Origin of the sequence: Micromonospora sp. NPDC050200 (genome assembly GCF_040656135.1) — a bacterium.
GTDB lineage: Bacteria > Actinomycetota > Actinomycetes > Mycobacteriales > Micromonosporaceae > Micromonospora.
In genome coordinates, this window is sequence record NZ_JBFALG010000048.1 from 25,744 (window position 1) to 51,249 (window position 25,506).

13 protein-coding genes and 4 pseudogenes are annotated in these 25,506 nt (G+C 68.5%); 9 read left to right on the forward strand and 8 right to left on the reverse strand.

Annotated elements, in window-relative coordinates; translation table 11 throughout:
- Positions 1–6: 6 nt before the first annotated feature.
- Positions 7–9,657, reverse strand: coding sequence for an RHS repeat-associated core domain-containing protein (locus AB0I41_RS26090; protein WP_357112639.1), 9,651 nt, complete (start codon positions 9,655–9,657; stop codon positions 7–9).
- A 590-nt stretch (positions 9,658–10,247) separates the two neighbouring features.
- On the opposite strand from AB0I41_RS26090, the gene AB0I41_RS26095 reads away from it, so the two are divergent.
- Both AB0I41_RS26095 and AB0I41_RS26100 read left to right on the forward strand, forming a co-directional pair.
- Positions 10,248–10,664 (forward strand): DUF2809 domain-containing protein, encoded by a 417-nt coding sequence (locus AB0I41_RS26095; RefSeq protein WP_357112642.1) that lies wholly within the window; start codon positions 10,248–10,250, stop codon positions 10,662–10,664.
- A 22-nt stretch (positions 10,665–10,686) separates the two neighbouring features.
- Positions 10,687–10,914: pseudogene (locus AB0I41_RS26100) on the forward strand (IS5/IS1182 family transposase); the annotation flags it as partial.
- A 1,122-nt stretch (positions 10,915–12,036) separates the two neighbouring features.
- Here AB0I41_RS26100 and AB0I41_RS26105 read toward each other — a convergent pair.
- The 4 genes and pseudogenes from AB0I41_RS26105 to AB0I41_RS26120 form a co-directional block, all read right to left on the reverse strand.
- A complete protein-coding gene (locus tag AB0I41_RS26105) occupies positions 12,037–14,976 on the reverse strand; it encodes a M20/M25/M40 family metallo-hydrolase (protein WP_357112645.1) in 2,940 nt (979 codons plus the stop codon).
- Between the two features lie 113 nt (positions 14,977–15,089).
- Positions 15,090–15,516 (reverse strand): annotated as a pseudogene (locus AB0I41_RS26110) (response regulator transcription factor); the annotation flags it as partial.
- A 148-nt stretch (positions 15,517–15,664) separates the two neighbouring features.
- Positions 15,665–15,829 carry a hypothetical protein gene (locus AB0I41_RS26115; RefSeq protein ID WP_357112647.1) on the reverse strand — a complete coding sequence of 55 codons (165 nt, stop codon included), beginning with the start codon at positions 15,827–15,829 and terminating at the stop codon, positions 15,665–15,667.
- A 53-nt stretch (positions 15,830–15,882) separates the two neighbouring features.
- On the reverse strand, positions 15,883–16,239 hold the full coding sequence (locus AB0I41_RS26120) for an IS3 family transposase (RefSeq protein ID WP_357112650.1): 357 nt from the start codon (positions 16,237–16,239) through the stop codon (positions 15,883–15,885).
- 20 nt (positions 16,240–16,259) lie between these two features.
- On the opposite strand from AB0I41_RS26120, the pseudogene AB0I41_RS26125 reads away from it, so the two are divergent.
- A pseudogene (locus AB0I41_RS26125) lies at positions 16,260–16,436 on the forward strand (IS30 family transposase); the annotation flags it as partial.
- A gap of 519 nt (positions 16,437–16,955) precedes the next feature.
- Here the strand turns inward: AB0I41_RS26125 and AB0I41_RS26130 are convergent.
- The gene (locus AB0I41_RS26130; RefSeq protein ID WP_357112652.1) at positions 16,956–17,942 is read right to left on the reverse strand and encodes a hypothetical protein; all 987 of its coding nucleotides are present in this window, start codon (positions 17,940–17,942) and stop codon (positions 16,956–16,958) included.
- 295 nt (positions 17,943–18,237) lie between these two features.
- Here AB0I41_RS26130 and AB0I41_RS26135 point away from each other — a divergent pair, with 295 nt between their 5' ends.
- A complete protein-coding gene (locus AB0I41_RS26135) occupies positions 18,238–18,489 on the forward strand; it encodes a helix-turn-helix domain-containing protein (RefSeq protein ID WP_357112655.1) in 252 nt (83 codons plus the stop codon).
- On the opposite strand, the gene AB0I41_RS26140 is transcribed toward AB0I41_RS26135, so the two are convergent.
- Positions 18,490–18,729 carry a hypothetical protein gene (locus tag AB0I41_RS26140; protein WP_357112657.1) on the reverse strand — a complete coding sequence of 80 codons (240 nt, stop codon included), beginning with the start codon at positions 18,727–18,729 and terminating at the stop codon, positions 18,490–18,492.
- Between the two features lie 441 nt (positions 18,730–19,170).
- On the opposite strand from AB0I41_RS26140, the gene AB0I41_RS26145 reads away from it, so the two are divergent.
- Positions 19,171–20,121 carry a tyrosine-type recombinase/integrase gene (locus tag AB0I41_RS26145; RefSeq protein ID WP_357112660.1) on the forward strand — a complete coding sequence of 317 codons (951 nt, stop codon included), beginning with the start codon at positions 19,171–19,173 and terminating at the stop codon, positions 20,119–20,121.
- A 608-nt stretch (positions 20,122–20,729) separates the two neighbouring features.
- Here the strand turns inward: AB0I41_RS26145 and AB0I41_RS26150 are convergent.
- A complete protein-coding gene (locus AB0I41_RS26150; RefSeq protein WP_357112663.1) occupies positions 20,730–21,197 on the reverse strand; it encodes a hypothetical protein in 468 nt (155 codons plus the stop codon).
- A gap of 209 nt (positions 21,198–21,406) precedes the next feature.
- Here AB0I41_RS26150 and AB0I41_RS26155 point away from each other — a divergent pair, with 209 nt between their 5' ends.
- From AB0I41_RS26155 to AB0I41_RS26170, 4 genes and pseudogenes are all read left to right on the forward strand, one after another.
- Complete coding sequence (locus AB0I41_RS26155; RefSeq protein WP_357112666.1) at positions 21,407–21,673, forward strand: hypothetical protein; 267 nt, start codon at positions 21,407–21,409, stop codon at positions 21,671–21,673.
- Positions 21,674–22,009: 336 nt separating this feature from the next.
- Positions 22,010–22,285, forward strand: coding sequence for a hypothetical protein (locus tag AB0I41_RS26160; RefSeq protein ID WP_357112669.1), 276 nt, complete (start codon positions 22,010–22,012; stop codon positions 22,283–22,285).
- Positions 22,286–22,318: 33 nt separating this feature from the next.
- Positions 22,319–23,553 (forward strand): annotated as a pseudogene (locus tag AB0I41_RS26165) (IS3 family transposase).
- 336 nt (positions 23,554–23,889) lie between these two features.
- Positions 23,890–24,396, forward strand: a complete 507-nt coding sequence (locus tag AB0I41_RS26170; RefSeq protein WP_357112672.1) for a hypothetical protein — start codon at positions 23,890–23,892, stop codon at positions 24,394–24,396.
- Positions 24,397–25,506 lie beyond the last annotated feature (1,110 nt).

Sequence of the window (25,506 nt, forward strand, 5' to 3'; positions counted from 1 at the left end):
TGCTCCTCATTTCTTGGTTGGGATGGAGTCTTTCCACGTCGTGAAGAAGCAGCCGAGGAGAGCGGGAACGGCGATCAGGAGCGGCTCTCTGCCGCCGTTGAGGATCGCTCCGCCGCCGCCGGCGACGGCGTTGCCGCCGAGGCACTGGACCGCCGCACGCTTGGGGTTGGCGACGACGTACTTGTAGATCCCAGTGCCGGCGACCCTGCGGCCCGCGGTGGCGGTCCCGCTGCCGATCCGCCGGCCGGCGGCGGTGATGCCGTGGCCGATCCCCCGGCCGGCGGCGGTCATGCCATGGCCGATCGGGGTCAGAACGTGGTTGTAGACGCCCTTGGCGGCCGCGCCGGCCATCCGGAACGGCGCGGTCAGCGCCCTACCGCACTTCCGCCAGTCGATGTTGTGGACCAGCAGGTCTTCCGAGCCCGCGACGACGAAGTAGGTGTGCAGGGTGTCGACCGTCAGGTTGTAGACGGTCTGCCGCTCGGTCCAGGAGCGGACCGCCAGGTCCCCCGCCTCGACCCAGCGGTCCCGTTCGGCGTCCCAGAACGGGTGCCCGTCGGTGGCCGTCACCGTGCCGCCGCCGTCGACCGCTATCTCGACCAGGTGCTTCTCCCCGGTCCCGATGATCACCCCGGTGACCTCGAAGGAGCCGCTGCGGCCGGTCGTCGGGTCGGTGGCCAGCACCTTCTCCCCCGCCCGAACCGCATCGATCCGCTTGACGGAACTGTCGGCCATCCGCACCCGGGTGTCGCCGGTGAAGCTGTTGCCGGCGGCGGCACAGGCCACACCGGTGACGTTCTCGGCCACCTCGCGGCCCACGGCGCCGGCCGCAGCCCGGACCCCGACGGCGGCCGGCTTGGCAAGGCGCAACTCCGGCGCCAGCAGCAGGCCCACGTCGAGGGCGCAGTTGAAGAAGTCGCCGAGGCCGCTGCCCTCGTCGCAGTGCCTTTCCATGTCGTCGCCGCCGAGGGCGTTGTAGACGTCGACGGCCTCGTCGCGGAGCCCGGCCCACTTGGTGGGCTTGTGTTCCTCGCCGCCTCCGCCGCCGAGACCGAGGTAGCCCTTGATGCGGTCGGTCCAGGTGTACGTGTACGTCGTGGACGCGGCTCCCGAGACGTTCTCGACTACCGGCCCGGCCTTGTCGACCGCGGCGTTGTAGATCTTGGTGGTGCCCTTGCGCTGGTCGGAGACGACGTCCTTGCTGGTGGCGGTCGTGTTCGCGGGCGCGGACGCCTTCGAGGAGACCGGCTGCGCCATGTTCAGCAGGGGCAGCAGCGCGGAGTCGTACACCGGCAGCGGCTTGTGCTTGGCCGCGTACGCGTTGGCCGACCGGGCCGCGTCGGAGACCTTCTTCGCCCGCTCGTACGGCGATTCCCGGTAGCAGTACCCGCAGCTCACGCCGTTGCCGCCGCCGGAGCCTGCCCGGCCTGGCGCGTACGACGGGTAGCTGCCACCGGGCAGCCTCGGCTTGTCCTTCTTGCCGCCGGCCGCGCGTCGCTGCGCGTCGGCCTGGGCCCTGAGCGCGTCGGCGATATTGTACGGCATCTCGTTCTGCAGCCAGCAGAAGATGTACGACGAGCACGGCACGACGGTGTCGCTGGCGCTGCTGCAGTGCACCCACGGCAGCCAGCACGAGGAGTGCCCGTCGGGGTCGATGCGGCCCAACGGGTCGCCGGCAGCGTAGGCGTACCGGTTGCCGCCGTCCGCGCCGGCGCTGGTGTCCGCGCTGTCCCGGGAGGTGAAACCGCCGGTGGCGGGGCTGTACCAGCGGTCGCCCATGTCGACCTGCCCGGTACCGGGGTCGGTCCAGTCGCCCTGGAAGCCGATCGCCCCGGTGCTGCCGGTCTTCTGCGTGACCGTCCCGAACGGGTCGTACGCGGTGGAGTCCGGCAGCTTCGCCAGCGTGGTGTCGGCCGGGTCGAAGCCGCCGACCACGTCGCCGTGCCGGTCGGACAGGGCGAGCCGCTCCGTGCCGCCGGTGCCGGTGGCTAGCAGCTCGTCGCCCGGCCCGCGGCCGTACACCGACGTACCGTCGGCGACGACCTCGTCGTCGAGGCCCGCGTACGAGAACCCGACGCCGTTGCGGGACGCGACCCGGTCGAGCCCGTCGTAGGTGTACTTCTGCCCAGCGGCGTCGGTCAGCCGGTCGAACGCGTCGAACGCGAACTGCTCGGTCAGCCCTGAGCTCGTACGGGTCTTCATCGTGCCGCGCGCGGTGTACGTGTATGTGTAGTCGCCGTCGGAGAGCAGCCGGCCGCGCTCGTCGTACCCGGCCGTCTTGGCACCGGCCTTGATGCGGTTGCCGGCGGCGTCCCACTCGTACGCGGTGGTGGCGCCCGCCGTGGTCTGGCCGGTCAGCCGGCCGGCGTAGTCGTAGGTGTAGGTGGTCTCCCGGTCCCGGGTCTCGGCGGAGAGCCGTCCCGCCTCGTCGTAGCGGTAGGTCGTGGCGGCCACGGTCGTACCGGCCGCGTTGGTCAGCGTGTCGCCGGACACCTGGCCCTGCGCGTCGTAGGTGTAGGTGCGGGTGCGGCCGGCGCCGTACCCGATGGTCCTGAGCATTCCCCCGCTGTCGTAGGTGACCTGCTGGGTGGTGCCGGTGACCGCGTCGGTGACGCTGCTGAGCCGGGCCTTGGTGTAGCCGAAGGTGGCCGCGCCCGCCGCGTCGGCGCGGCTGGTCTGGTTGCCGTCGCCGTCGTAGCGGAACGTCGCGCTGCCACCCGGGCCGGCCGTGCTCAGCAGGTTGCCCCGGTCGTCGTAGCCGTACGCGTTGACGCCCGTCCCGGAGCTCGCCTCGATCGGGCGGCCCGCGAGGTCGTACCGGAGGGTCCTCGTTGCGGTCGCTGACTCGGCGCCGGTGCCGGTGCTGGTGCGCATCCGTCCAGCGGCGTCGTATTCAGCGGTGCTGCGCACCCCGCCGGGAGCGACCTCGGCGATCACGTTGCCGGCCGCGTCGTAGGTCGACGTCCAGGTGCGGTCCGCGGCGGCCGGCTGCGCGGCGGTCGCCGGCTCGATCTGCGACTGCGGCAGGCCGAGGGTGTTGTAGGTCGTGATGGTCGAGTTGCCGCGGCCGTCGGTGAACCGGGTCCGGTTCCCGGCCGCGTCGTAGCCGTACGCCGTGATGATCGACTCGGTGGCGCTGACCGGCTGCGCCTGCTGGGTCATCCGGTTACCGGCGTCATAGGCGTAGGAGGTCGTCACCTGCTTCGGGTCGATCTCGGCGATCACGTTGCCGGCGAGGTCATAGCGGTATCCGACGGTGCTCACCACGCTGCCGTCGGGCTCGAGCCGCGACTCGCCGACCTTCTGCCCGAACAGGTCGTAGGTGGTGCGCGTGGCACCGAGGCCGTCGACGGTGCGGACCTGGCGGCCGGAGTAGTCGTAGCCGAGCTGGGTCACCACGCCGTTCGGGTCGGTGGCCTCGATGAGCTGGCCGAGCGAGTCGTAGCGGCTCGCGGTCGGCGCACCGGTCGGCGACACGACCCGCGTGAGGTTGCCGGCGTCGTCGTACGTGCCGACGGTCGTGTAGGTGGCGGCGACCGGCCGCCGTTCCTTGTCGGTGCTGGTGACCTGCCGGTCCATGTCGTCGTAGGTCGCCTCGACGCGCGCACCGGTCGGATCCACCTGCGACAGCGGCTGCCCGGTACGGGTGTACGTGTACGACCACACCGCCCGCTCGTCGTTGGTGTCGCCCGGCTCGTCCACGGTCACGACCCGGTTGAGCTGGTCGTACGTGGTGCGGGTGACGTTGCCGCGCGGGTCGGTGGTCTCCACGGCGTTGCCGTTGCCGTCGTATCTGGTCAGCGAGACCGGCTGAATCGGCTCGGAGACGCCGGGCTGCAGGTAGGAGGGCGCGGCCACGCGCACCGGACGGCCGAGCTTGTCGACGTCGATCGTGGTGACCTGGCCGAGGGCGTCGCGGGTGGCGGCCGTGTCGCCGAACGCGCCGTAGCCGGTGGTGACGGCCGGCTTCGCCGTCACCGGCTGGCCGCCGCCGGTCTCGGTGGGCACCGGCGCGCCGGTGACGCCGACCTGCTGTCCCCTCTCGTCGTAGCGGTACGTGGTGGTGAACGCGGCCGGGTCGGCGCCGTCGGCGTTGCCGCGCGGATCGGTCTCGGCGACCCTGAGGCCGCGCTGGTCGTACGCGTAGGTGGTCACCTGGGTCGTGGAGCCGTCGGTGGCGGTCTCCTTCGTGACGTTGCCGGCGTCGTCGACGACGTAGTCCACGGTCTCCGGGGTGGTCGGCATCGTCCACGGCACGTTCGACGCCTTGCCGGACATCACCGTGCGGGTGACGTTGCCGGCGAGGTCGTAGCCGTAGGTGGTGGTGCGGGCCAGGCCGCCCGGGTCGGCGACCGTGGTCGCGACCCGCCCGGCGCGGTCGTAGGTGTGCTCGACGGTCCGCTTGCCGTTGTCGGTCACCTGCTTGGTCAGGTTGCCGGCGCCGTCGTAGACGTTGTCCTGCAGGACGATGTCGCGGGTGCTGCCGCCCGGGTCGTGGAAGTTCTTCAGGACGCTCTTCTGCAGCGAACCGTCGCGGTAGTAGGTGTTCTCCACCCGGCGGCCCATCGCGTCGGTCACGCTCACCGCGCGGCCGGCCAGGTCGTACGAGTAGCCGCGCAGCACCAGGTAGTCGCCGGTGCCGGTGGCTGGCGCGCCGGCCGGGTCGCTGCGCCAGTCGCGCAGCCGCACTTCGGCGAGCGCGTTGCGGGCGGTGTACGCGTAGTCGTACCGGTTGCCGTTGGCGTCGGTCATCGAGACGGTGTTGCCGAAGCCGTCGTAGCCGTACTCGGTCTCGTTGCCCTCCGCGTCGGTGACCCGGGTCTGCCGGTTGTGGTCGTCGTACTCGTAGGCCGTCACGCGGGCCGGGTCGCCGCCGGACGCGTCGGCGGCCTCGACGCTGGTCACGTTGCCGTCGGCGTCGTAGGTGTACGTGGCGCGCTGCCGGTGCGCCTTGCCGCCGACAGCGTCGGTCGTCGCCGGGTCGAGCCGGGTCAGCAGCCGTCCCATCCCGTCGTACGTGTAGGTCGTGGTGACCCCGTCCGGGAAGGTGTCGGAGACCTGCTTCTCGCTGATCTTGCGCCCGAGCGCGTCGTAGGTATAGCTGGTGACGAGGCCGGAGGGTGCGGTCACACTCGCCAGGTCGCCGTTGGCGTAGTAGGCGTACCTGGTCACCTTGTTGCGGGGGTCGGTGCTGGTGGCCAGCAGGCCGGCCGGTACGAGGCCGCCGCCGGTCGCACCCTCGCCGCCGGTGGTGTACGTGTTGCGGACCACCCCGCCGTCCGGGTTGGTCTGCGTCGCCGGCTGCCCGCTGGCGTGGTAGGTGAACACCGTCCGGTACGTGGTGTCGGTCGCGCTCGCCGACCGGGCGTCGCGAATCTCGAGCGGCTGGTCGTTACGAGGGTCGGTGGTGTTCGTGACGGTCGCGGGGTAGGTCGTCCAGCTGGTGTAGCACTGGGTGCCGGTGCGGCACTGCTTGGTGGAGGTCACGTTGCCGCGGCTGTTGTAGGTCAGGGTGACCGTGTCGCCGTTCTCGTCGGTGACCGTGCCGACGCTGCCGTCCTCGTTGTGCGCGAAGGTGCGGATGCTGACGCCGTCGGCGTCGTAGCGGACGAAGACCGGGCCGCCGGCGTCGCCGGGGATGGTGGTGCAGAACGCCGGGTCGTTCGGGTCCGGCTGAGCACACGTCTCGGTCGGCGGGGCCGACGGTGACGGGCTGGGCTCGGTCACGTCGTCGTCGTCGCGCGCCTCGATGCCCAGGGGCTGACCGAGCCGCAGCAGCCAGCCGCCGATCGCGTCGTACTCGTAGAGGCTGGGCCGGCCGGCCGGGTCCCGGACCTCCACGCTGCGCCGCAGGTCCGTATCGCCGCCATACACAGTGGGCGCACCGATCTTCCAGGTGCCGCCGTCGGCGTCGGTCTGCTCCTCGATCCGGTCGAGGTCGGTGTCGTACGCGGCGGTGCCGGCGACCTTGCCGCTGGGCAGCACGACCTTCGCGAGCTGGTCGGCCTGCGCGATGGCCTTGTAGTGACCGGCGACCGACGAGGCGCCCAGCGGGTGGGTGTAGTACGCGACCTCGTCGATGGTTCCGGTGTACGACCGCTGCGCGGTGCTTCCCCAGCCGGGCCACGACGCGGGGGTGCTCGCGTACGCCGAGCCGATCTGGTTGAAGGTCAGCAGCGAGTGCTCGATCGTGCCGGTGAGCGTGCCGACCTTGACGTTGTCCAGGTAGAGGGTCTGGGTGGTGCCCATCGCGGAGAGCACGGCGTGGTGCCAGCGGCCGTCGTTGACCGCGACCGCCGAGGTGATCGGTGCGATCGTGCCGGTGGCGAACTGGCCGCGCAGCTTGCCGTCGGTGCCGACGTAGAGAATCGGCACGCCGACCGTGGACGCCGAGCCCAGCGCCTTGTCCTGGTATCCCAGCAGCGGGCCGCCGGAGCCGCTGGTGGACTGCTTGAACCAGAGCTCGACCGCCGCGTCCCGGCTCTTCTTCAGCGTCCCCTTCGGCAGGTCGACCGCCGAGGTGGCGCCGTTGAACAGCCCGGCGGTGTTGCCGGTGCCGGCCAGCACGCCGGCCTGGCCGAGCACGACGTTCTTGAGGGTTCCGGCGTCCTCGCCGAGGTTGACCGCGACCTCGCTGGCCGCGGCGGTGCCGTCCGGCTCACCGAGCCGCCAGTACGACTCGGGGCGGGAGTCCTGCACCGTGCTGCGGTAGTGCGAGCCAGCCGCGTACTCGTACGAGGTACAGCCCCCGCCGGGCGCGCAGACCCGGCTCAGCAGGTCGCCGGTGTAGGTGTAGTTCCAGGTCAGCCGCGTGCCGTCGACCGGGTCGGTGGCCACGCTCGCGACGTGGCCGCCGCTCCAGGTGAAGGTCAGCGACCGCCCAGCGGTGTTGGTCTGGCTGTTGGAGACCTGCGCCTTGGACAGCTTGCCGTCGGCGGTGTTGTAGGTCAGCGTCACGGCCCGCCCGAGCACGTCGAGGATCTTGGCGAGCTGCCCGGTGAGCGAGAACTGGTAAGCCCTGCCGTCGGCGTCGGTGAGCTGCCATCCCGAGATGCTGAGCTGCAGCTTCGCGATACGCCCGGCCGGTGCCGCGTACGTGCCGTCGGCGTTGCGCCCGAACCGCACGGCCCGCCCGTCCGGGTAGGTGATCACGACGTTGCCCGAGCCGTCGTCGTCCGGTACCACCTTCATGTCGTACCGGCTGGTCCAGCCCGCGCCGAAGAGGGCGTCGCGTCGCGGATCGGCACTGTTGTACGTACGGATCAGCCGCAGCTCCGGTCCCGCGGTCGCGACCGACGCGTCCAGCGCCTCGGTGCTGTAGTTGCCGACCTGCGGGTCGAAGTCCTGGTCGTCGCCGGAGAACTCCGAGCCGGACATCCGCGAGGTGATCTCGGGCTGCGGTACGGCGGTCAGCACGGTCGAGTACGGCGAGGCCACCTCGGCGGAGGCGTCCTTGACGAAGGTCCGCCACAGGTACGCCTTGCTCCACACCAGCCGCCCGGCCGGTACCGTCCACGCGGTCTTCGTGGTGTATCCCGAGTTGGTGCAGCTCACCGGGTTGCCCGACGCGTCGCGGTCGCACACCTCGAACTTGTACTGCAGCGACGAGCTCGGCGGCGCGTCGATGTCCAGCGCCCGCGCCCAGAGTTGCGGCGTCAGCGTCGGCGCCTGGTATCCGTTGGGCGGATAGAGCTCCTGCACGACCGGCGGAATGTTGAAGACCTCGAGCACCAGCCGCGCCGGCGGCACCTGGTAGTCGGTGAAGACCGGGCCGCCGGTCTTCACCATCGTGAAGTCCAGGAAGTACTTACCCGGCGGCAACGCCTTGATGGTCGCGTCGAGGGTGACCCGGCCGCCGCGGGCAACGGTCGAGGTCAGGCTCGCCGAGCGCTGCTGGGTGACCGCCGCGCCGTTGGACGCCTTGTACGCCCGGTAAGCGAGGTAGAAGTCACCGGGCGCCCACGCGCCGGCGCCCTTGTTCGTCACCGCGACCTTGATCTTGCCATCCTGGTTCTGCAGCACGACCGGGTTCGGTACCGGGTTCGGGACGGAGTACGTCGCGTAGTACGGGGTGTGGGTGACGTAGAGCTTGGGCGCGTTGGCCGTCCCCGACCCGGCGAACCGCTTGCCCGACAGCGAGTCCGTCGACGCCCGCAGCGACAGCCCATAGTTGGCCTGCGTGCCGTTGACCCAGCGCTGCACGAGGTCACGCCCGCCGGTGCCCAGGTCGATCAGCTCGCCCGCGGTGGGGCAGGCCGACGACGACTGCCCGAACGCGATGTATCCGTGCGCGAACGACTTGCTCGCCAGCGAGCCGCCGACGGCCGGGCCGGGATAGGAGTACCCCGCCCCCGCGGACCACGAGCCGGTCACCGGGTGCACCGTCACCTGTCGCGGGCGGCAGGAGTCGGCGTCGTAGTTCACCACCCACAGCTTCGCGCCGAAGATGGTGTGGTTCTGCAGCTTGCTGACCAGGCTGCCGAACTTCACGTACGAGGCGGAGTTCGCGCCGTCCACCGTGCCGGCGAGCAGCTGGTCGCTGCCCGAGGCGGAGCTGCCGCCCTTGACATACATGCTGCTGTCGGAGGCGGCGCCGTCCACCGGCACCTGCACGGTGGGATCGACCTCGACCGGGAAGGCGCGCTTCGGGTCCCGCAGCCAGTCCTCGTCCACGGAGACCTTCAACGCCGGCGCGCCGCCCTGTTCGATCAGCTCGTAGCCGACCGTGCCCGGCTCGCCGGCCGCGTCCAGGCTCGTCCCGGCCGGGATCACGCCGCGAACAGCTCCCGTCTCGTCGGCGAGCACCACCTGGCCGCCGTCGAGCCGCGCGGTCAGCCCGGTCAGCTCGAGCGGGAAGAGGAAGGACGCCGGGGCCTGGCCCGACGCCAGCACAACGGTCTCCTTCAGCCCGCCGGGGCGCGCCTCCAGCCGCAGATCGACACTGGGCGCGACGCCGCGGTAGGTCACCGCGCTGCCCGCGGCGTCGGCGATGCCGCCGCTCACTCCCGCCATCGAGTACGCCACGGAGTGGCGCTCGTCGAAGGTGACCCGGGCCAGTTCCGTGGCGGTGGCCGAGCCCGCGAGCTTCAGGCCGACCGAGTCGGCGGTGTTGCGCCAGCCGCCGTCCTTTTGTTCCGGCACGAGGCGGGTGTCGATCGGTGCCCACGTCCCGTCCGCCTTGCGGTAGTTCACCGGGCTACCGGAAAACTCGGTGGTCTGCGTGCCGTCAGCGTTGTCGTACAACTTCTCGAACGGGCCCGGCTGCGTCGCGGCCGGGACGCTGGTCTCCTTGTCGTACCCGCCCAGGGTCCGCTTCGGGGCGACGGTCATGGAGGCTTTGTTGGACTGGGGCTTCCACTTGACGGCCGGGTACTTGCCGCGCAGCGACGCCGGAAGCGTCTTGTTCTTGCCGCCTGTGGCGGGCGCGGCGGCGGAGGCGGCCGTGGGCGCCCAGCGCTGGCCAGGAGCCGGCGCGGCTTGCGCGGACTGCCGGTCCCCACCCGCGGCGTCCTGCGGCCGCTCGGACCGCGGCACGTCGCTGCCGGCCATGCCCGCGACCACCGCCACGGTGACACCGACCGCCAGCACCTTCGCTGTCGCGCCCGACCCGAGAAGCCCCACCAGGCTCGCGAACCGACCGACCTTCGACCGCGACATCACGCCTCGCCCCCATCACTCCACGGTTGCCCAGTGCCACCGACGGGCCCCGCAACCGAGGGGAATCTAGAGGCGCGCTCCTCCAAAGATCTTGCAAATCGCTTGGCTTTTCCTTCCACCGCCCCCGCGACGCCCTACCGCAGCCGCCGCAAGCCACACTGCAGCAGCCAGAGCGACCGACCCGCTACGCGGCGGCGACGGTGTCACCGAAGCAGGCGAAGCGGGCATGCGAGCGGTGCGGTGAAGGCTGTCGAACGGACAAGCCCGTCTACGGGTGGGTATGCGCCAACTGCGCCTACGAGCTTGACCGGTACATCATGGTTAGCATGGGTCTTACTGGAGGCACAGCAGTTGGCGTGCACGAGACCGCCAAGCGGCGCGGGGAACTTCCTCCGACCGGCCCCCGTGGCGCGGGTATAAGCGTCCGCAAGCCGTAGGTGGCTGTGAGACACACGGCTTTGGCTCAAATCCGGTGGTGACGGTGCGTAACAGCTATAAGGCTGGATAGTAATCCGATGTGTGAGCTGTGGCCCGTCCAAGCTCAGCAGACCAGGTGCCACCTTAGCTGCGCTGCCACTTATGATTGCGCGATGTCGCTCGCAGTGCGCTGGACTCGGCTGCTGATGGTGGTATCGGCAGCCGGCTTTACAGGCGCGGCCTTCGCAATCCGCGCCGCGATGGACGGGCCTATCGAACAGTACTCAGGCGCCGCCTTGTCCGCGGCCATCGTCTACACGATAGTGATCTTCATATGGCCGCTGATCTCCCCACTGCCCGCCGGCAGCGCCGCGATCGCATACTGCTGGTTCATCGAGTTTGCACAGCTCACCCCCATACCCGCGGCACTCTCCCAACGCAGCTGGCTCGCCCGCCAGCTGCTAGGCGCCCAGTTCGACCTCATTGATGTTGCCTGGTACCCCGTCGGCGTCATCCCATTGGTCGCCGCGCATTGGTTCCTCCGTGCCCGCACACGTTCCCAACCAAACCCGACACCCGCTGAGCCTTAGCCCCCTCCCGCGCTGGCGTGGGCGAGTTCAGTCGGACATCGCACCCAAGGGCGAGAAGACCCCCATCCAACCCGGCGGCCGATGGGTGATCGAGCGCACGAACTCCTGGTGCAACAACTTCGGCAAGATCAGACGCAACACCGAACGACGCGGCGCATACGTGGACTTCTACCTCGCCGCAGCCTGCATCCTCATCACCATCCGCAGCCTCATCGTACGAGCGTGGAAGCACTACCGGTGGGACACCTGACCCGCAGCCCTCGCATCCGATGACCTACTGGCGGACGCTCTTAACGCGAAATCAAGGAAGCAACATGCCGTTCCATCCGCCATCAGCGCGAAGTCGCAGGCCAGAGCCGATGAACGCGAGGGGAACGACGGCCAATCCGCGGCACGGTTACCGCAGTCGAAGATCATCCGTTACCGGATGTTACCGCCGTTACCTGGGGAGATCTCCATCTCCCCACGTCAACCGGTCGGGACGGCCGGATTCGAACCGACGACCCCTTGACTCCCAGTAGTCCGGTGGCCCAGCGGCATGCTCACGCACGTTTTACCAGGTCGCCTGAAGCATAAACCGGCCGAGTAAAGGAGTCGTGCTGCTCCGCCCGTCACCACCCTCGCCGACACGTGGCGCCACATCCGCCGGCGCTTGGGAGTTCGGACCGGCGATCGTTACGGTTTCAGGATCGGAACACTTCCCCGTTGGCAAGCAGCAGCACGGCCGAGCTCAACGCCAGTGCTGGAGGCCAGCACAGTTGGGCAACCGTCGAGCCATACCCGCGGTCGACCGCACCGTCCGGATGTCGGTCGGCTGCGGAAATCGTCACTCAACGCCGTGGTCGCGGCGGTGCGCCGCCAACGCCCGCCGGTCCGGCCGGTGCGCGGGATCCGCCGTCGGCGGCAGTTCGACCCCAGCGAACTCGCACGCGCCCACGCAACAAACCACCCAAACCCGGCAGACGCAAGCAACACCAGACTGGGCGGGGAACGAGGATCGGGGACACCGGGCGCCGCTGCTGGCGGCCAGGCCGTCGCGGCAACTCCTCCCTCGCCACCAGAGCTGCATCCGTCGTTGCTTCCGGGGATCGACACCGCGATGCTACGCGCCGCACCATCGGCAACCCTTGGCCGCTGCCGGGATCAGGCCAGCGATAATCTATAGATTTCCATACGTGCGGAGTGCTTGACAGCAACCCACAGGAACAGCCACGCCCAATGGCGCACAACGGAGTGGAACCACTACCGACGGCAATGGCTCCACTCCGTTGTCAATGTGCCTCGCACCCCGGCGGCCGCTGACCCCGAGTCGAGGCATCCTGCCACCGCGCATGCCCTCTCGTGCGCGCGCTGAACTTCCGGTTCATACGCGTCACACGATGGAGATCGACCGCACCTGGGTGTTGCCCTTGGTTTCGACGTATACCTTGTAATCGCCGACGGTGTAGGTGCCAGCAGCGTTGTTGTCGATGGTGACCGTGGCCGTCACAGGAGACTCGCTGCCGTCGATGTGGGTCTGCTTCACCGTGATGGTCAACTCGTTCGTGTTCCCCTCCAGCTTCTTCACCACCGCCGACGGCTCGGCATCGATGACCGCGTTGGCGACTGTCACGTAGACCGCGTCGGGCGAAGAGAACTCCGCGTTCTTGTGCCCATCACCGAACAGGAAGAAGCCCCGTTGTTCGATGGCTCCGCGCCCGGGGAACGGATCCGGGTTTGAGGCCAAGTATGTCGGATTGACCGTGTACAGGTCCGTCTTGGAATCCGCGAGGATGGCCTGCACCCCGGTGTACGGTGCATCGGTGATCGCGAGGTTGACCGACAGGTAGATGGCGTCGGGGTTGTTGGCCGAGATGCGCGAGGAGAAGTACTTGTCCGCACTCTGCCCCGCAGGAACGGCCAGCGGCACAACCGCGTCGCCGACGAGAATGTTGAACTGGAAGTCGCCGTAGCCGCCGGCGACGAACTTCGCCCAAGCCGCGTCCGACATGTAGTCGGGGCGCTCCACCTTGAACTCCAGACGCATCGGCGCCACGTACGTGGTGTTCAGGTACTCGGCGTCGGTCAGGGGCAAGTAGACCCCTCCCGGGCCGTGCCCCAGTGCGAAAGCCGACGCCGTCGGGGTCGAGTTGCCGCGCCCGTTCCACATCGGGATGTTGAACGAGGTGGCGCCGAGCAGGGCCTGGGTGCCCAACTGGCTCGTGCCGACAGCGGCCGACGCGTCCTTGTAGGTTCCGATCGTGACGTCGAGCAGGTCGAGGTCCGCCCGGTCGGCGTTCAGCCCCGGGATGCTTGCCCCCATGAACTTGGCACCGGCGGGCCCGGAGTACCGGGCCATCTCCAGCATGCCATCGGCCATGATCTTGGTCATCTGCACTGCCGAGTCGACCTTCATCCGCTCGTTGGCCGTGTGCCACCAGCGCTCGTTACCCGGGATCACCGCGCCGAAGGCAGTCATCTTATTGCGGAAGCTGCTGGCCAGGGTGCCACCGGTCGTGCCCTGCGGATAGACCACGTCCCTGAGGGAATATGGATCCGCAAACTCCTCCGGGTTGCGGTTGATCGAGGCTTGGTAGCTCCCGAACTGAAGAGCCGTCAGCGGGTTGTCGTGAGTGACGTACAACCCGGCGCCGACGGGCGAGCCGAGGTTGTCGATGGTGAACCCCTTCGCCTGGAAGGCGGCCGTGACCGCCGCCGTTGCCTGGCCGGAGTCAGCCGCGGTGACGTGCATGCTGCGCACATACATCGGCATCCTGAGGCTGCCGGAGGCGTCCGTGTAAAAGCTCGTCGGGGTCTCCGAATTGATGCCTCCCATGAGGGCAAAGGTCAGGTTCGGGGTGCCGTTGCTCGGGTTGCGCAACAGGCTCGCCGGGATGCCCATGTACTTGCCGATATAGGCTTCGCCTTCGACACCGTCACGGAAGAACAGGTCGGCGATGCCGTCGGCGGCTTTCTTCAATTGCATGTCGGCGGCCGTGATTCCCAATGCGCCGAGTCCCTTGGAGAGGAGGAACATTCCCCACACGACGGCATTCTTGCCATACTGCGGGGTCGGCATCTCCATCGCCACATCGGTGTTGATCTCCAGCGTGAGCGAGTCGCCGGTGATCGTGGTCTGCACCTTGGGCGTGGTGCGGGGAGCAGCCGGGAGCCAACCCTTCGTGGTCGCGGCAGCGGTGATCGCCGACACGAATCGGTCGCGCTCGGCGGAGCCGGCCCCCGCCACGTCGAGGGTGAAAATGGCCCGCGAGGCGATCTGCGTGGTGCTGCCGTAGGCGATGTCCTTGAGCGTCGGATCGCCTTCACGCAGGGTGACGCCGGCTGTGGCATCCGTCAGCCGGAAGGCCTTGGTGCTGTCTGCGGACAAGCTCATCGACACCGACGGGGTCACCGATCCGGAGTTGCCGACGATGACCGGGAACCGCGAGTCGGAGGTGTAGGCCGCGACCGGGATCTCCTCCCGGTTGAGGTTCTTGTAGGCCCAGTTGTCGTAGAAGCTCGGGTTCGAGTTGTACGGGATGGACTGGAAGGTGGCGGTGTTCGTCGTCGAGGGCGTGCCGGGACCGCCGTCTTCGTAGATTCCCATGACGATGCGGATGCGTCGGTCAAGGGGCAACCCCGCCTCGAGCAGCGCCTTGGCCGCGAGCAGCGTCGCCAGCGTCGGGCCGCTGTCGTCCTGCACGCCCGCCCCGTAGACCCAGCCGTCCTGGACATAGGGCGAGTGGTACGCACCAGGAGTGCCGAGGTTGCCATCGGCGTCCCGCCAGCGCGCCAGCTGGGCTGCCGAAACAGAAGCCGTCGGCGAGTCGAGGTGGCTCAACGCCATGACCATCTCCGGGGCGTCCGGGTCACCGATCTCTGCGTAGATGTACTTGTCGGGCTGGCGTTGGACGACCACCGGGAAACCCAGGTCGGTGGCCAGCTTGACCACCCAGGCGAGCTTGGCGACCTTGCGGTCATACTCGTTCTGGTTGGCTTCGGTGTTGCTGACCGGGAAGGGGTACGCCGTCGCGGCCGTGCCGCCTCGGGAGATGGAGTCGTAGCTCGACCCGTCCAGCATCGCCCCGATCAGACTGAGCGGGTCGTAGGTGCCGTCCCCCGCCCGCGCGCTGTTGACGCGTCCAGCCAACGCCTCGACTTCCGCGTGGATCGCGTCCCGCTCGGCGTCGGTCACCGACAGATCGTAGGTGACACCCGGCTGGAAGCGCTCCTCGCCGAAGCTGCTCGCGGACGCGTTGGGCGTGGGCGCAACGGTTGCCGCGAGGGTCGCGGCGAGCAGGACGGAGAAGATGGTCGTCCGTCTGTCTCTCATAGAAGCTCCAGAACAGGGGGAATGACACGGTGGCGACAGCACACACCAGCCGTGCCGCCAGCGGCCGACGGGGCGGGATTTCTTGAGGATGATCTGAGAATCGGCCGGTGCCGTCAGCTCGGCCGCAGCCGGTAGCCCACCCCGCGTACGGTCTCCACCAGGCCGGCGTCGTCGACGCTTGCCGCGCAGGGCCGCGACGTGGACGTCGAGGGTGTGTCCGGCCTTCCGGGTGGTCTGCCATACGTCCATCAGCAACCGTTCGCGGGACACGACCGTGCCCGCCTGCCGGGCCAACGCCATCAGCAGGTCGAACCCCTTGCGGGTCAGGTTCACCTCCCGGTCGGAGAGCCAGACCTGCCGGGCGTTGAGGTCGACCCGCAGGTCGGCGACCTGCAGCGTCGCCTCGGCCCGCGCGGCGCGGGCGGTCCGGCGCAGCACCGCCTCGATCCGGGCCTGCAGTTCCGCCATGGAGAACGGCTTCACCACATAGTCGTCGGCGCCCGCGCGGAGCCCCGCCACCCGGTCCTGGTCGTCGGGGCGGTGGGGCGGGTGGTCAGGTGGCGGGCATCGGCAGGCGGCGGATGCGTTCGATGGCGTTGGCGAGGTCGGTGGCCCAGGGCCAGGTGGCAGGCCCGAGCGTGCGACGAGTCCGGCGAACACCACAGGTTGCCGGTACGCCGTGCATTCGTCAGTCAACGAGGTAGTGGGCTTCGATGTAGGCGACGGTGGAGTCGTACGGCTCCCCGACCGGCTTCAACATGTACCGACGGAAGACGGCGGCGGTGGCGCGGCGGACGCCTCGGTTGCGAGCGTCTGCGTTGTCCCATGTTTGGGCGAGGGTTCGGGTGACCACCTGGTCGATCTCCTCGGCCAGGTTGAGTTCCCCCCGCTTTGATGGAGCGGTGGTTACCTGCTGCCGGCTGGTGCAGGGGTAGCGACAGTTGGTTCGGCTGGGTTGTGCTGGCGGGTGTGCCAGGCGGTTTCGTACTCGTCGGGGCTAAGGTAGCCCAGTCCCTTCTGGATGCGGCGGGTGTTGTACCAGCCGTCGATGTAGGCGAAGATCGCGTTCTCGGCCTCGTCGCGGGTGCGCCAGCTCGTGCAGTAGACGAGTTCGATCTTCAACGTGGACCAGAAGTTTTCCATCAGGGCGTTGTCGTACGAGTCGCCGACGGAGCCCATCGACGGCAGGATCCCGTTGTCCTGCAAGCGTTCCGTGAAGCGGAACGATGTGTAGTTGGCGGATTCAACCGGTCGTCGCAACACCTTGTCGGAAGGGTGAAGCGGTGGGCAGTGGGCCGGGGCAGAAGCGGGTTCGGGAGTATCGGGGTCAGATTCCTTCGCCGGGTCGACCGACGGTGGCGTGGCGTGAGGACCGGGTCAAGTTCTGGGCTGCGATCAGTCGCGGTGTGATGACCGAGGACGCGGCCGCGGGGGCGGGTGTGTCGTCGCCGGTCGGGTATGACCACAGCCGCGCAGGTGCCCAGCGCCGAACCGACCGCCAGGGCAGTCGCTATCCACCGAATCCATCGCACCCCAGCACGATAGGGGCTGCCGTCACATGCCTGCTCTACGGCCAGTGTCGCTATGGGTCAGGCCTCGAACACGCCAAGGTGGCACCTCCGGTACGGTGCCGGGGTGCTGCGCGCGGTGCCGGGCCTGGGTGAGCCGCTGACGGCTGAGTTCGAGGTCGGGTTCGTTGGCGCCGAGGGGACGGAGGCCCGTGCCTCCTTGATCGACTCGGCTGGAGTGCGGTTCGAGCTGGTGAAGCCGGTACGCGGCTTCCCGTCGTACAAGCGGCAGCGCAACTTTCCGGGTCTGTGGTGGTCGCCGACGACCGGCGGGCATGTCGGGTACGAGTCGTGGTTGGAGCGCGACCACCTGATGCTGCTCGACTTCGACCCAGCGGTGGTCGGCATCGCCTCGCAGCCGTCGAAGTTGCAAGCCGTTGCGCGTAGAACAGCACGGCCGAGCCGGCGGTGTCAGTCGTCTCCCTCCACCGTGACCCGGACGGCGACGGGATTCCCTGCGGCGTTGACGTCCAGGTCGACGGGGAAGAAACCGTCGCCGACGGAGGTCATTGCCATCATGATCTGAGCACCGCCGATTCCGATGGTGGCGGCCTCGTTCTCGGACGCGCGCACGCCTGCCATGACCTGCCAGTGGTGTGAGTGTGGACGGAAATCGAAGGCGAACTTTCGGGGCGGCGCAGCGTTCTTGCGGTCGTTGAGCACGACCGCCCGCGCGTAGGCATCTCGTATCGGGAGGTTGAGCCAACCGTAGCCGTCTTCCCCCGGCGTACCAGTGCGCTGGGCGCCGAACTCGGCCGCGACCTGCTCCTCGTCCCGCCCCCAGAACACCACGTCCGCGAGCCCGTCAAGGGGATGCTCGTGCACCCATGAACCGAGTGCGTCCGCGTCGGCAAAGACGAACCGGGCGTAGTCCACCCCGACACTGCCGAGCCGGCGGGTAGCCACGGCAGCGTCCTCGCGCAGCCCGATGCGGACCTGCGACCAGCCCCACTCCCCCGGCACCGCGGTCACCGGAAACGGCCGGTCTGTTGGCACACCCCCGACGGGGACGACCGGCACACCCGTGATCAGGAAGTCAGGATCCCCCTCGGCGATTGCCCGTCGAACTCGGTCCCGATGCGAGATCCGCTGGGGGAACGGGCGCAGCGAAGCGTCATGGGCGTGTTCACGGCAATGCTGGGCGAACAGCCTCGAGAACTCGTCGGTACCGTGCTGCGGGATGTCGTACAGCATCCGGCCGGACTGGCGATCGAACGACCTCGCCGCAGCGTCCGCGTCGGGGCCGACGATCTCGAAGTCGGACGCTGGCATGTCCTTGATGCCGTCGACCTCGTCGGGTGACCGGTCTCCGGACCACAACTCGAGGTAACCACCGTCCATCAGGACGAGTTCTCCTGACGGGCACGTCACCTCTCCGAGCAACAAGGTCTCTCCCATGATCGAGAGAGTCTAGGTGACCCTCACCAGCCACGGGATCACCCACCTCGCGTGATCAGGCTGCCGAACTCCCATCCCGCGAATCTGCGGTCCTGCCGGTTGCGTTGCTGTCGACGCGTTCAGCGGCGGCCGGTGCCGGATGAACGAGGCGCTACCAACGCTCCGGGTCACGCAGCCAAGGAGAGGTAGTGCCACAAGCAACGCGCAGACCGGATGGTCGTGTCGAGGCAAGTCAGACCGTGCCTCTCCAGCCGGACGCCCGGCGTCCGCTTCCCTCGACTTAAGGAGCAGGGTGATGACCGTCAGCACTCTCAACCGGGACGAGCTACTCCAACTACCCGCGATGATCGATCTCGCGACCGCCGCTCGCGCTCTCGGCGTTGGCCGCACGAAGGCTTACGAACTGGCGAAGAGCGGCGCCTTCCCCTGCCCGGTGCTTCGGATCGGAACCACCTACCGCGTACGCACAGCGGACCTGCTCAGGATCGTCGGCATCGAACGGCAGCAGCCCGGCCGCGAGGAACCTCCAGCCCGGACGGACCCGTGACTACGCCTCTCGCTGACGGCCGGCTTCGTCGGGCGCAGCGGCCGCCCACGCCGGCCGGTACCGCCCGGCGAGCACGTCATCGACGAGCAACGCGACAATCCCGGATGGCGTGAGGTCAGGCCGCATCACCGCCAGCCTCTCCATCTCCGAAGGCGTGAGCCGGATCTTGACCTGCTGATCCCGCTTCTCGCGCGCCGGCAACGGCGGCAGGTTCTCGGCGACAGGACGCTGTCGCGGCATGCCTCAACTCCTCGGCGAGCGCTCGAACGGCTGAACGACGAGTTGAGGTTCCCACATTCCACATCGCCTATCACCAACCGCCATCGCACGGGCTACCTCGGGACCGCAATTTGGTACCACTTCTGGGTACCATGGCCATCAAGCTCGCCGCCGTTTCAGGCACTGAAGGCAGGGCGTTAGCCCCTCCCTCGCGAAAGGAGCAGGACCACGTGAGCACCTCGGAACCCGATCAAGAAGGTCACGCTTCGCAGCGGCAAGACCCGTTACCGGTTCGTCGTTCACGTCGGCCGCAAGCCGGACGGACGTCGGGACCAGCGGACCTACACCTTCGACACCAGGAAGGAAACGAAGGCGGAGTACGCCCGGATCAAGCACGAGAGCGACCGCGGCACGTACGTCAAACCCGGCAAGATCACGGTCGACGATTTCCTCGACGAATGGTTGACGTCTGCCACCCGCGATGTCGAGAAGGCCACCGCCGCCAACTACCGCGATGCGCTGCTGCCGGTCCGCGCCCGCCTTGGCAGCAAGACACTCCAGGACGTCACCGAGGCCGACATCGAGGCTCTGATCGACTGGATGCTGACGGAGGGCCGGCGACGCGGCGGCAAGCCGGGAACGGGGCTCGGTGTCCGGTCGGTGCGCCTGACGCTCGGCCGCCTTCAAACCGCGCTGAACGTGGCGGTTCGGCGTCAGCTCGTGGTGCGGAATGTCGCCGCGTTCGTAACCATTCCCAGGGCGGCAGCAAAGGCCGCCGCAGACGCGCGGGCGGAGCGCAAGCCCTGGACGCAGGAGGAGGTGAAGGCGTTCCTGACGGGAATCACGGGCGAGCGCCTCTACGCCCCCTGCCTGCTGTCCCTGATGGGCCTCCGGCCGGCCGAGGTGTGCGGGCTGCGCTGGTCCGATGTCGACTTCGAGGCCGGCACGATCGCGGCCGGGGAGAACACGCGGACGCTCGTCGACGGCGAGATCGAGGAGAAGGAGGCCAAGTCGGCGGCTGGCAAACGCGGCCTTCCGATGCCGGGGAGGGTCGCGAAGGCGCTGAAGGCGTTCCACACCCTGCAGAAGAAGGAGCGCCTGAAGGCGGGTGATGTCTACGTCGACAGTGGGTACGTCCTGGTCGACGAACTCGGCCAGCCGCAACGCACCGACTGGCTCCGTCGACGGGTGTACGAGCTGATGGCCAAGGTGGGGGTTCGCAAGGTCCGGCCGTACGACGCCCGCCACGCCTGCCTGACCTACCTCGCCGGCGCCGGAGTGCCGGACGTCGTGCTGGCGGCTTGGGCCGGTCACGCGGACGGCGGCACGCTCGCCAAGCGGGTCTACGTTCACCCGGACAGCAGCCACCTGAAGGTGGCAGCCGAGCACCTCGAATCAGGGCTGTTCAGGTGACTCCAGCGTCCGAAATTCAGCAGTACGCGCGTACGTGATGAACTGTGAGACGGAACAGCAAGAAGGCCTCGACCCACCGAAGTGAATCAAGGCCCTGACCTGCTGTTTTACTGTCGGGACGGCCGGATTCGAACCGACGACCCCTTGACCCCCAGGACGATTCGGCACACGTCTGCGCACGTCACGCACGCCGTCCCCAAGATCAGGCCGTGTAGTCGACGGCATGCCGGCCACCATCGCGCACGACGTGTGGTCCCCACCTGGTCCCCGGGCGCTGGCACGCTCCGGCGACCGCAGCACGCGGTTTAGGAAGTGTGGACACGGGCGGAAGCCGCTCGGCAGTGACCTGGCTTGACCTGCTTCGCCACGCTGGCCGCCACGTCCAAAAGCTGACCGCCGTTGACCGTCGGCACCCATCCGAACGGGCACGCAAGGGGCACGCGACTGTCAGCGTGGGAATCGCACAAGACCGGTGCGGCGTACGGTCGCCTCGTCGGCCTGGCCGTCGACGGCCTTGTTTGGCCTCTGGTGACACCACCTTGTGGCCCGTGGATGGCCCGACGCTCCACGGCAACCAAGCAGCAAGCCACGCGCTGGCGCGCCTCGTCCTAACGCCACACTGCCGGCGGGTCAGGCCAAGCGTCGTCCCAGGTTGCCCAGAGGTCGGCTTCGTCGACCGGCATGAGGCCTGCTGCCAACAGCAGGGATACGACAGCCACCAGACGGGTGAAGACCACAACCGAGGAACCATACAGACCCTCGCCTACGCCCGTGATGACCAAGCTTCTACAGAGCGAGCGGCCCGCGGTATGAAGGGCGCCGGCGTACTCCGGCTCGGTCAGCCCGAGCGTGACTTCATCACCTCGAACGGACAGCGCGACGGACATCGGGCTGAGGTCGATCTGCACCCCTGGAGAGTCGGCAGCACGCGCCATAAGCAAGCCGTACGAGGACGGATGCCCGAGGCGGCCCCGGTACTCAACACCGACCACGTCAGCCTCAGCCGGCACCGGACCGTCGTCGCCAGTCCATGCAGTCAGCCTGGAGAACTCCCGCCGCGCAAACTCCCTGAGCATGGCCGCACCGTATCGGGGTGCCGTAAGCGCGCCGGCCTTGGGATTAGAAGAAGATCGCGGATGGCTGGTCAGGTGATCGCGCTCCTGGTCAGCCCGTCCGTCCTTGTCGGGCAGCGTCGGCGCTCGCCGGCAGGCTTGGCTGTACAAATGGTTGTACGGCTGGCCCCAGAGGGTGGCGGGCAAGGGCAGCTCTGCCTACCGTCGCAGCCATGCGTGTTGCAGCGGGAGCCGAAGCCCGGCCGTTCGAACTGGCGCTCGCCGCGCTGCTGGTCATCGTCCTTGGCCTCATCTCCGTTGGGCAAGGCTATGTGTACCGGCGGCGTCGATCCCGCGGCAAGGAACCGCTCCTTCCTGCCTGGGCTCCGGGCGGCTGGTGGCCTCGCCATCCAACGGCAACTTTGCGCGCCGGCTGGGCAACCACGGTGGTCGGCATCGCTCTGCTAATTCTCGCGGCATATCGGCAGTTGTCGGCGTAGCTGGCGCTGGACCCGGAGCGCCAGTTTGGAAGAGTGCGCTCAGGCGGTCGCGATGCCCGAGACGCCTGCGGGCGGCGGCCGGTCCGGTTGCGTCTCATGCCCGCTCGTGCCCGCTGCGCGCCACGGTTACTGGCCCACGGATGGCCCATGCTGGCCTTCCGGTTAGAAGAACATCAGGGGTGGCTGGTCCGGCTTTGCAGGCCTGGGCAGCCTGTCCGTCGTTGTCGGGCTTGGTCGGCGTCTGCGGATGGCCTTGGCTGTACGGGCGGCTCTACGGCCGGGCGACCTGCTGGTGTGAAGAGACCCTAGGCTGACGCCCATGTCGGGGAGCATGCAGTGATCGACCTGGACGAGCACAATCACCAGTCGGCGGAGTCGGATACCACCGCCCATGACCGTCTCGTGGTCAGACAGAAGATGACCCTGCGCCTCGTCGCCGCCTTCGTGGTCGGCGTTGTGCTTGGCGGCTTCGGTGTCAGCCAACTGCGAGACTCGCGTGATCAGCGGGAACGGAACGTCGTGGTCGCATTCGTGGCCTTCCCTCAATCGGCCGACTCTGGAAGCGCGGCCTCCGAGGGATCCGTCCGACTGTCTGTCCCGCACCGGGTTTGATGGAGACATCGAAACCTGGGAGGAACACCAGCGATGCCTGCACCGAAGAAGTACTCCGATGAGCTGCGTGAGCGTGCGACCCGGTTGGCGGTCGAGGCCCGCCGGGATCCGGCCAGCGCGGTCGGAGCGATCCGGCGGATCGCTGGTCAGCTCGGGGTTCATCCGGAGGCGTTGCGTACGTGGGTGAAGAAGGCCGAGACCGACGCCGGGGAGCGGCCGGGCACCAGCAGCAGCGACGCGGAACGCCTCGCCGCTCTTGAGCGGGAGGTGCGTGAGCTGCGGCGGGCGAACCAGATCCTGCGCTCCGCGGCGTCTTTCTTCGCGGCGGAGCTGGACCGTCCGTCGCGATGAAGGTCGAGTTCGTCGACTCCCAGCGGGTCGAACACGGTGTCCAGCCGGTCCTGCAGGCGCTTGAAGGCACGCCGGCACAGATCGCACCGTCGACCTACTATGCCGCCAAGACCCGCCCCGCCTGCGCCCGGTCACGGCGCGACGACGAGCTGACCGCGCTGATCGAGCAGATCCACGCGGAGAACTACGGCGTCTACGGCGCCCGCAAGATTTGGCACGAGCTGCTCCGGCGTGGCATGCGGGTGGCCCGGTGCACCGTCGAGCGGCTGATGCGTGAGTCCGGGCTGCGTGGGCTGCTGCGCGACAAGTCGCCGCGTACGACCCGGCCCGCGCCCGAGACCAGCCGGCCCGCTGACCTGGTCAAACGCAACTTCACCGCGGAACATCCGAACCAGCTGTGGGTCGCGGACCTGACCTACGTGCGTACCAGCGTGGGCTGGGTGTACGCCGCGTTCGTCCTCGACGTGTACTCCCGCATGATCGTCGGCTGGCAGGTCTCGACAAGCCTTTACACCGATCTGGCCCTCGACGCGCTGAAGATGGCGATCTGGCGCCGCGAGAGCCAGGGCGCTGACCTGCGCAACCTGGTCCACCACTCCGACAGGGGAGTCCAGTATCGAGCGATTCGCTACAGTCAGCGGCTCGCCGAGGCCGGCGCCGTCGCCTCCGTCGGCTCCAAGGGCGACTCCTACGACAACGCGATGGCCGAGGCGTTCAACTCGCTGTACAAGGCTGAACTCGTCCGCAACAAGGGGCCTTGGCGCGGACTCGACGACCTGGAGATGGCCACCGTCGAGTACATCGACTGGTACAACAACCGCCGGCTGCACGGCGAACTCGGACACGTCCCACCCGCCGAACACGAGGCCCTACACGCGATGACCCACCCGGTCACCGCACACCTGAAAACCAGCTAACCAACTCTCCACCAAACCCGGGGCTTGACACTCCACGACCTGCTCCCAACGTTTGCGGTCGCGCCGCCTGTGCTTCACGCCTGCTCCCTCGGGTCGTCCGAGCTTCCTCAACCTCGTGAGTTCGATCTTCATGCAGCCACCGTCAGTTTGGAAGGTGCACCTTTGATCCCTCGGGCAGGGCGGTTGACCAGGAGTAGCCGTAACTTTCTGTGTCGGGCCGTCCGGTCGATGACTCCGTTGTTGCCCCCTGCCGACCGACCGAACGGGCACGCGGCGGGCACGGAGCTGGGCCGGGAGGGCCTGTCTTACGTAGACGCGGCCCATATACTGCATTCCATGATCCCCGCGGAGGGCAGCACCGACGCGGGCCACAGCACGCCATTGGTGAGGAGACTGAGCCAGCGCTTCGGCTGGTGGGCACTACTGTTCGGGATGGTCGCCGCGGTCGGCAGTTGGCACGTCCTGGTACTTGTGATGAACCTGCTCCGCGGTGAGGTGCCGCCGCGAGAGTTCAGCCTGGGCGGGTTCGCGCTGACATGGGTGATGATGGCAGTGGCCGCGTCGCTGTTGGAGTGGTGGGATCGGCGGAGCCGACGCCGTCGGCTGGAGCCGCCCACGTGGCGGTGGCGTGACGATACCCCTCGCTGGCTGGTGGTGGCCTCGCCGGTTGGCTATGTCTGTTGGGTCGCGACGTCGATCGCGGCATACATGGCCGCATTCGACGGTGAACTCAGTCTTCTCTGGGCTGACGCACTGGCTGGCTTCGCCTTTGCATTGGCGGCATTCGTTGGCCACTTGGCCAAGCGGTACAAAGTGCCGGAGGATTTCGAGGCCGTCCCGTAGATGATCGATGATCCTCGGCGAACGAGGCTGACCGTGCCCGTGCCCGATAGTCGACCTTGACCCCCAGGCAACCAACACGGCTCGCTAACCTGCACCGCCAAGGGATTAAGCTGTGGCTACCTTCCACCAGAGTCCGTGGACGTCCACCACCGCTCGTACCCGTCGTCACCCAGATAGTCACCCACCTCACGCTGCTATATGCAACGACCGGCGGACCATCGCCGTGTCAAGGTGGCTGCTCTAGGATCAACTTGTGACGCACGCGCGCCTTCGCAGGGCATCGGCATTCGTTGGCTGGGCGCTCTTCCTCGCAGCGGGCGTCGTCGGCCAGTTGCTGCACCGGGGTTTCGTGGCCTGGCTCCTCATGGGCGCAGGCATGCTCGCTATCCAGTGGTCGTATGGCTTCGGCCGACGCGAGTCATCCCGAGAACCGCAGGCGCCAGAGCCAGCGGAGAAGGTGCTCAGGTGGTATCCAAAGTGGTGGTAGGTCCGGCCTCTCGTCGAGCCGCGCCCGGTCCGCCACGTCAAGCGGATCTTGACGCACGTACGGACCCTGCCGGAACAGACTGAGTCGGCTCTCGTGTCACGGACCGCGTCCCCGGCGGACACCGCCACAGTGGCGCAGTTGACCCAACCTCGCCCGGCACGGACCCGGCTCCTGGGGTCGGACCTGGCCACCGGCGGCCACCCTCCCCCTCCCAGGTGAGCGGTTGACCTGACCCTCAGCGGCTGCGGACCCGGCTCCTGGACGATCTGCATGCCCTCGGCGGACACCGCCCCCATGCTTGGGGCTTGCCGCGCGGACCCGGCGCGCCCTCTCCTGCGCCGCGCTGCTCAGGCGCGGCGCGGCCGGCTGCCGGCAACGAACCTCCACCACTCTCCCCGCTATCCCGTCTGCGGCGGCCCCGGGCTCCCCGCTCTCCGCGCCAGCCGCCGGGCATCAGGCGTGACGGTCGCAGAGCGACAGCGGCAGCGGCCGGCGCGCGCCCTGGCGGCGGCGCGTGCGGCCCGTTGCGGGCCGCCGTGGGGTCGGCCTGCGGCGCGGTGTTGATGTTGCCATCAGTCCGTTTCCGCAGGCCGCCCGCCCGAACCGTGCTTGCGACTCGTCGC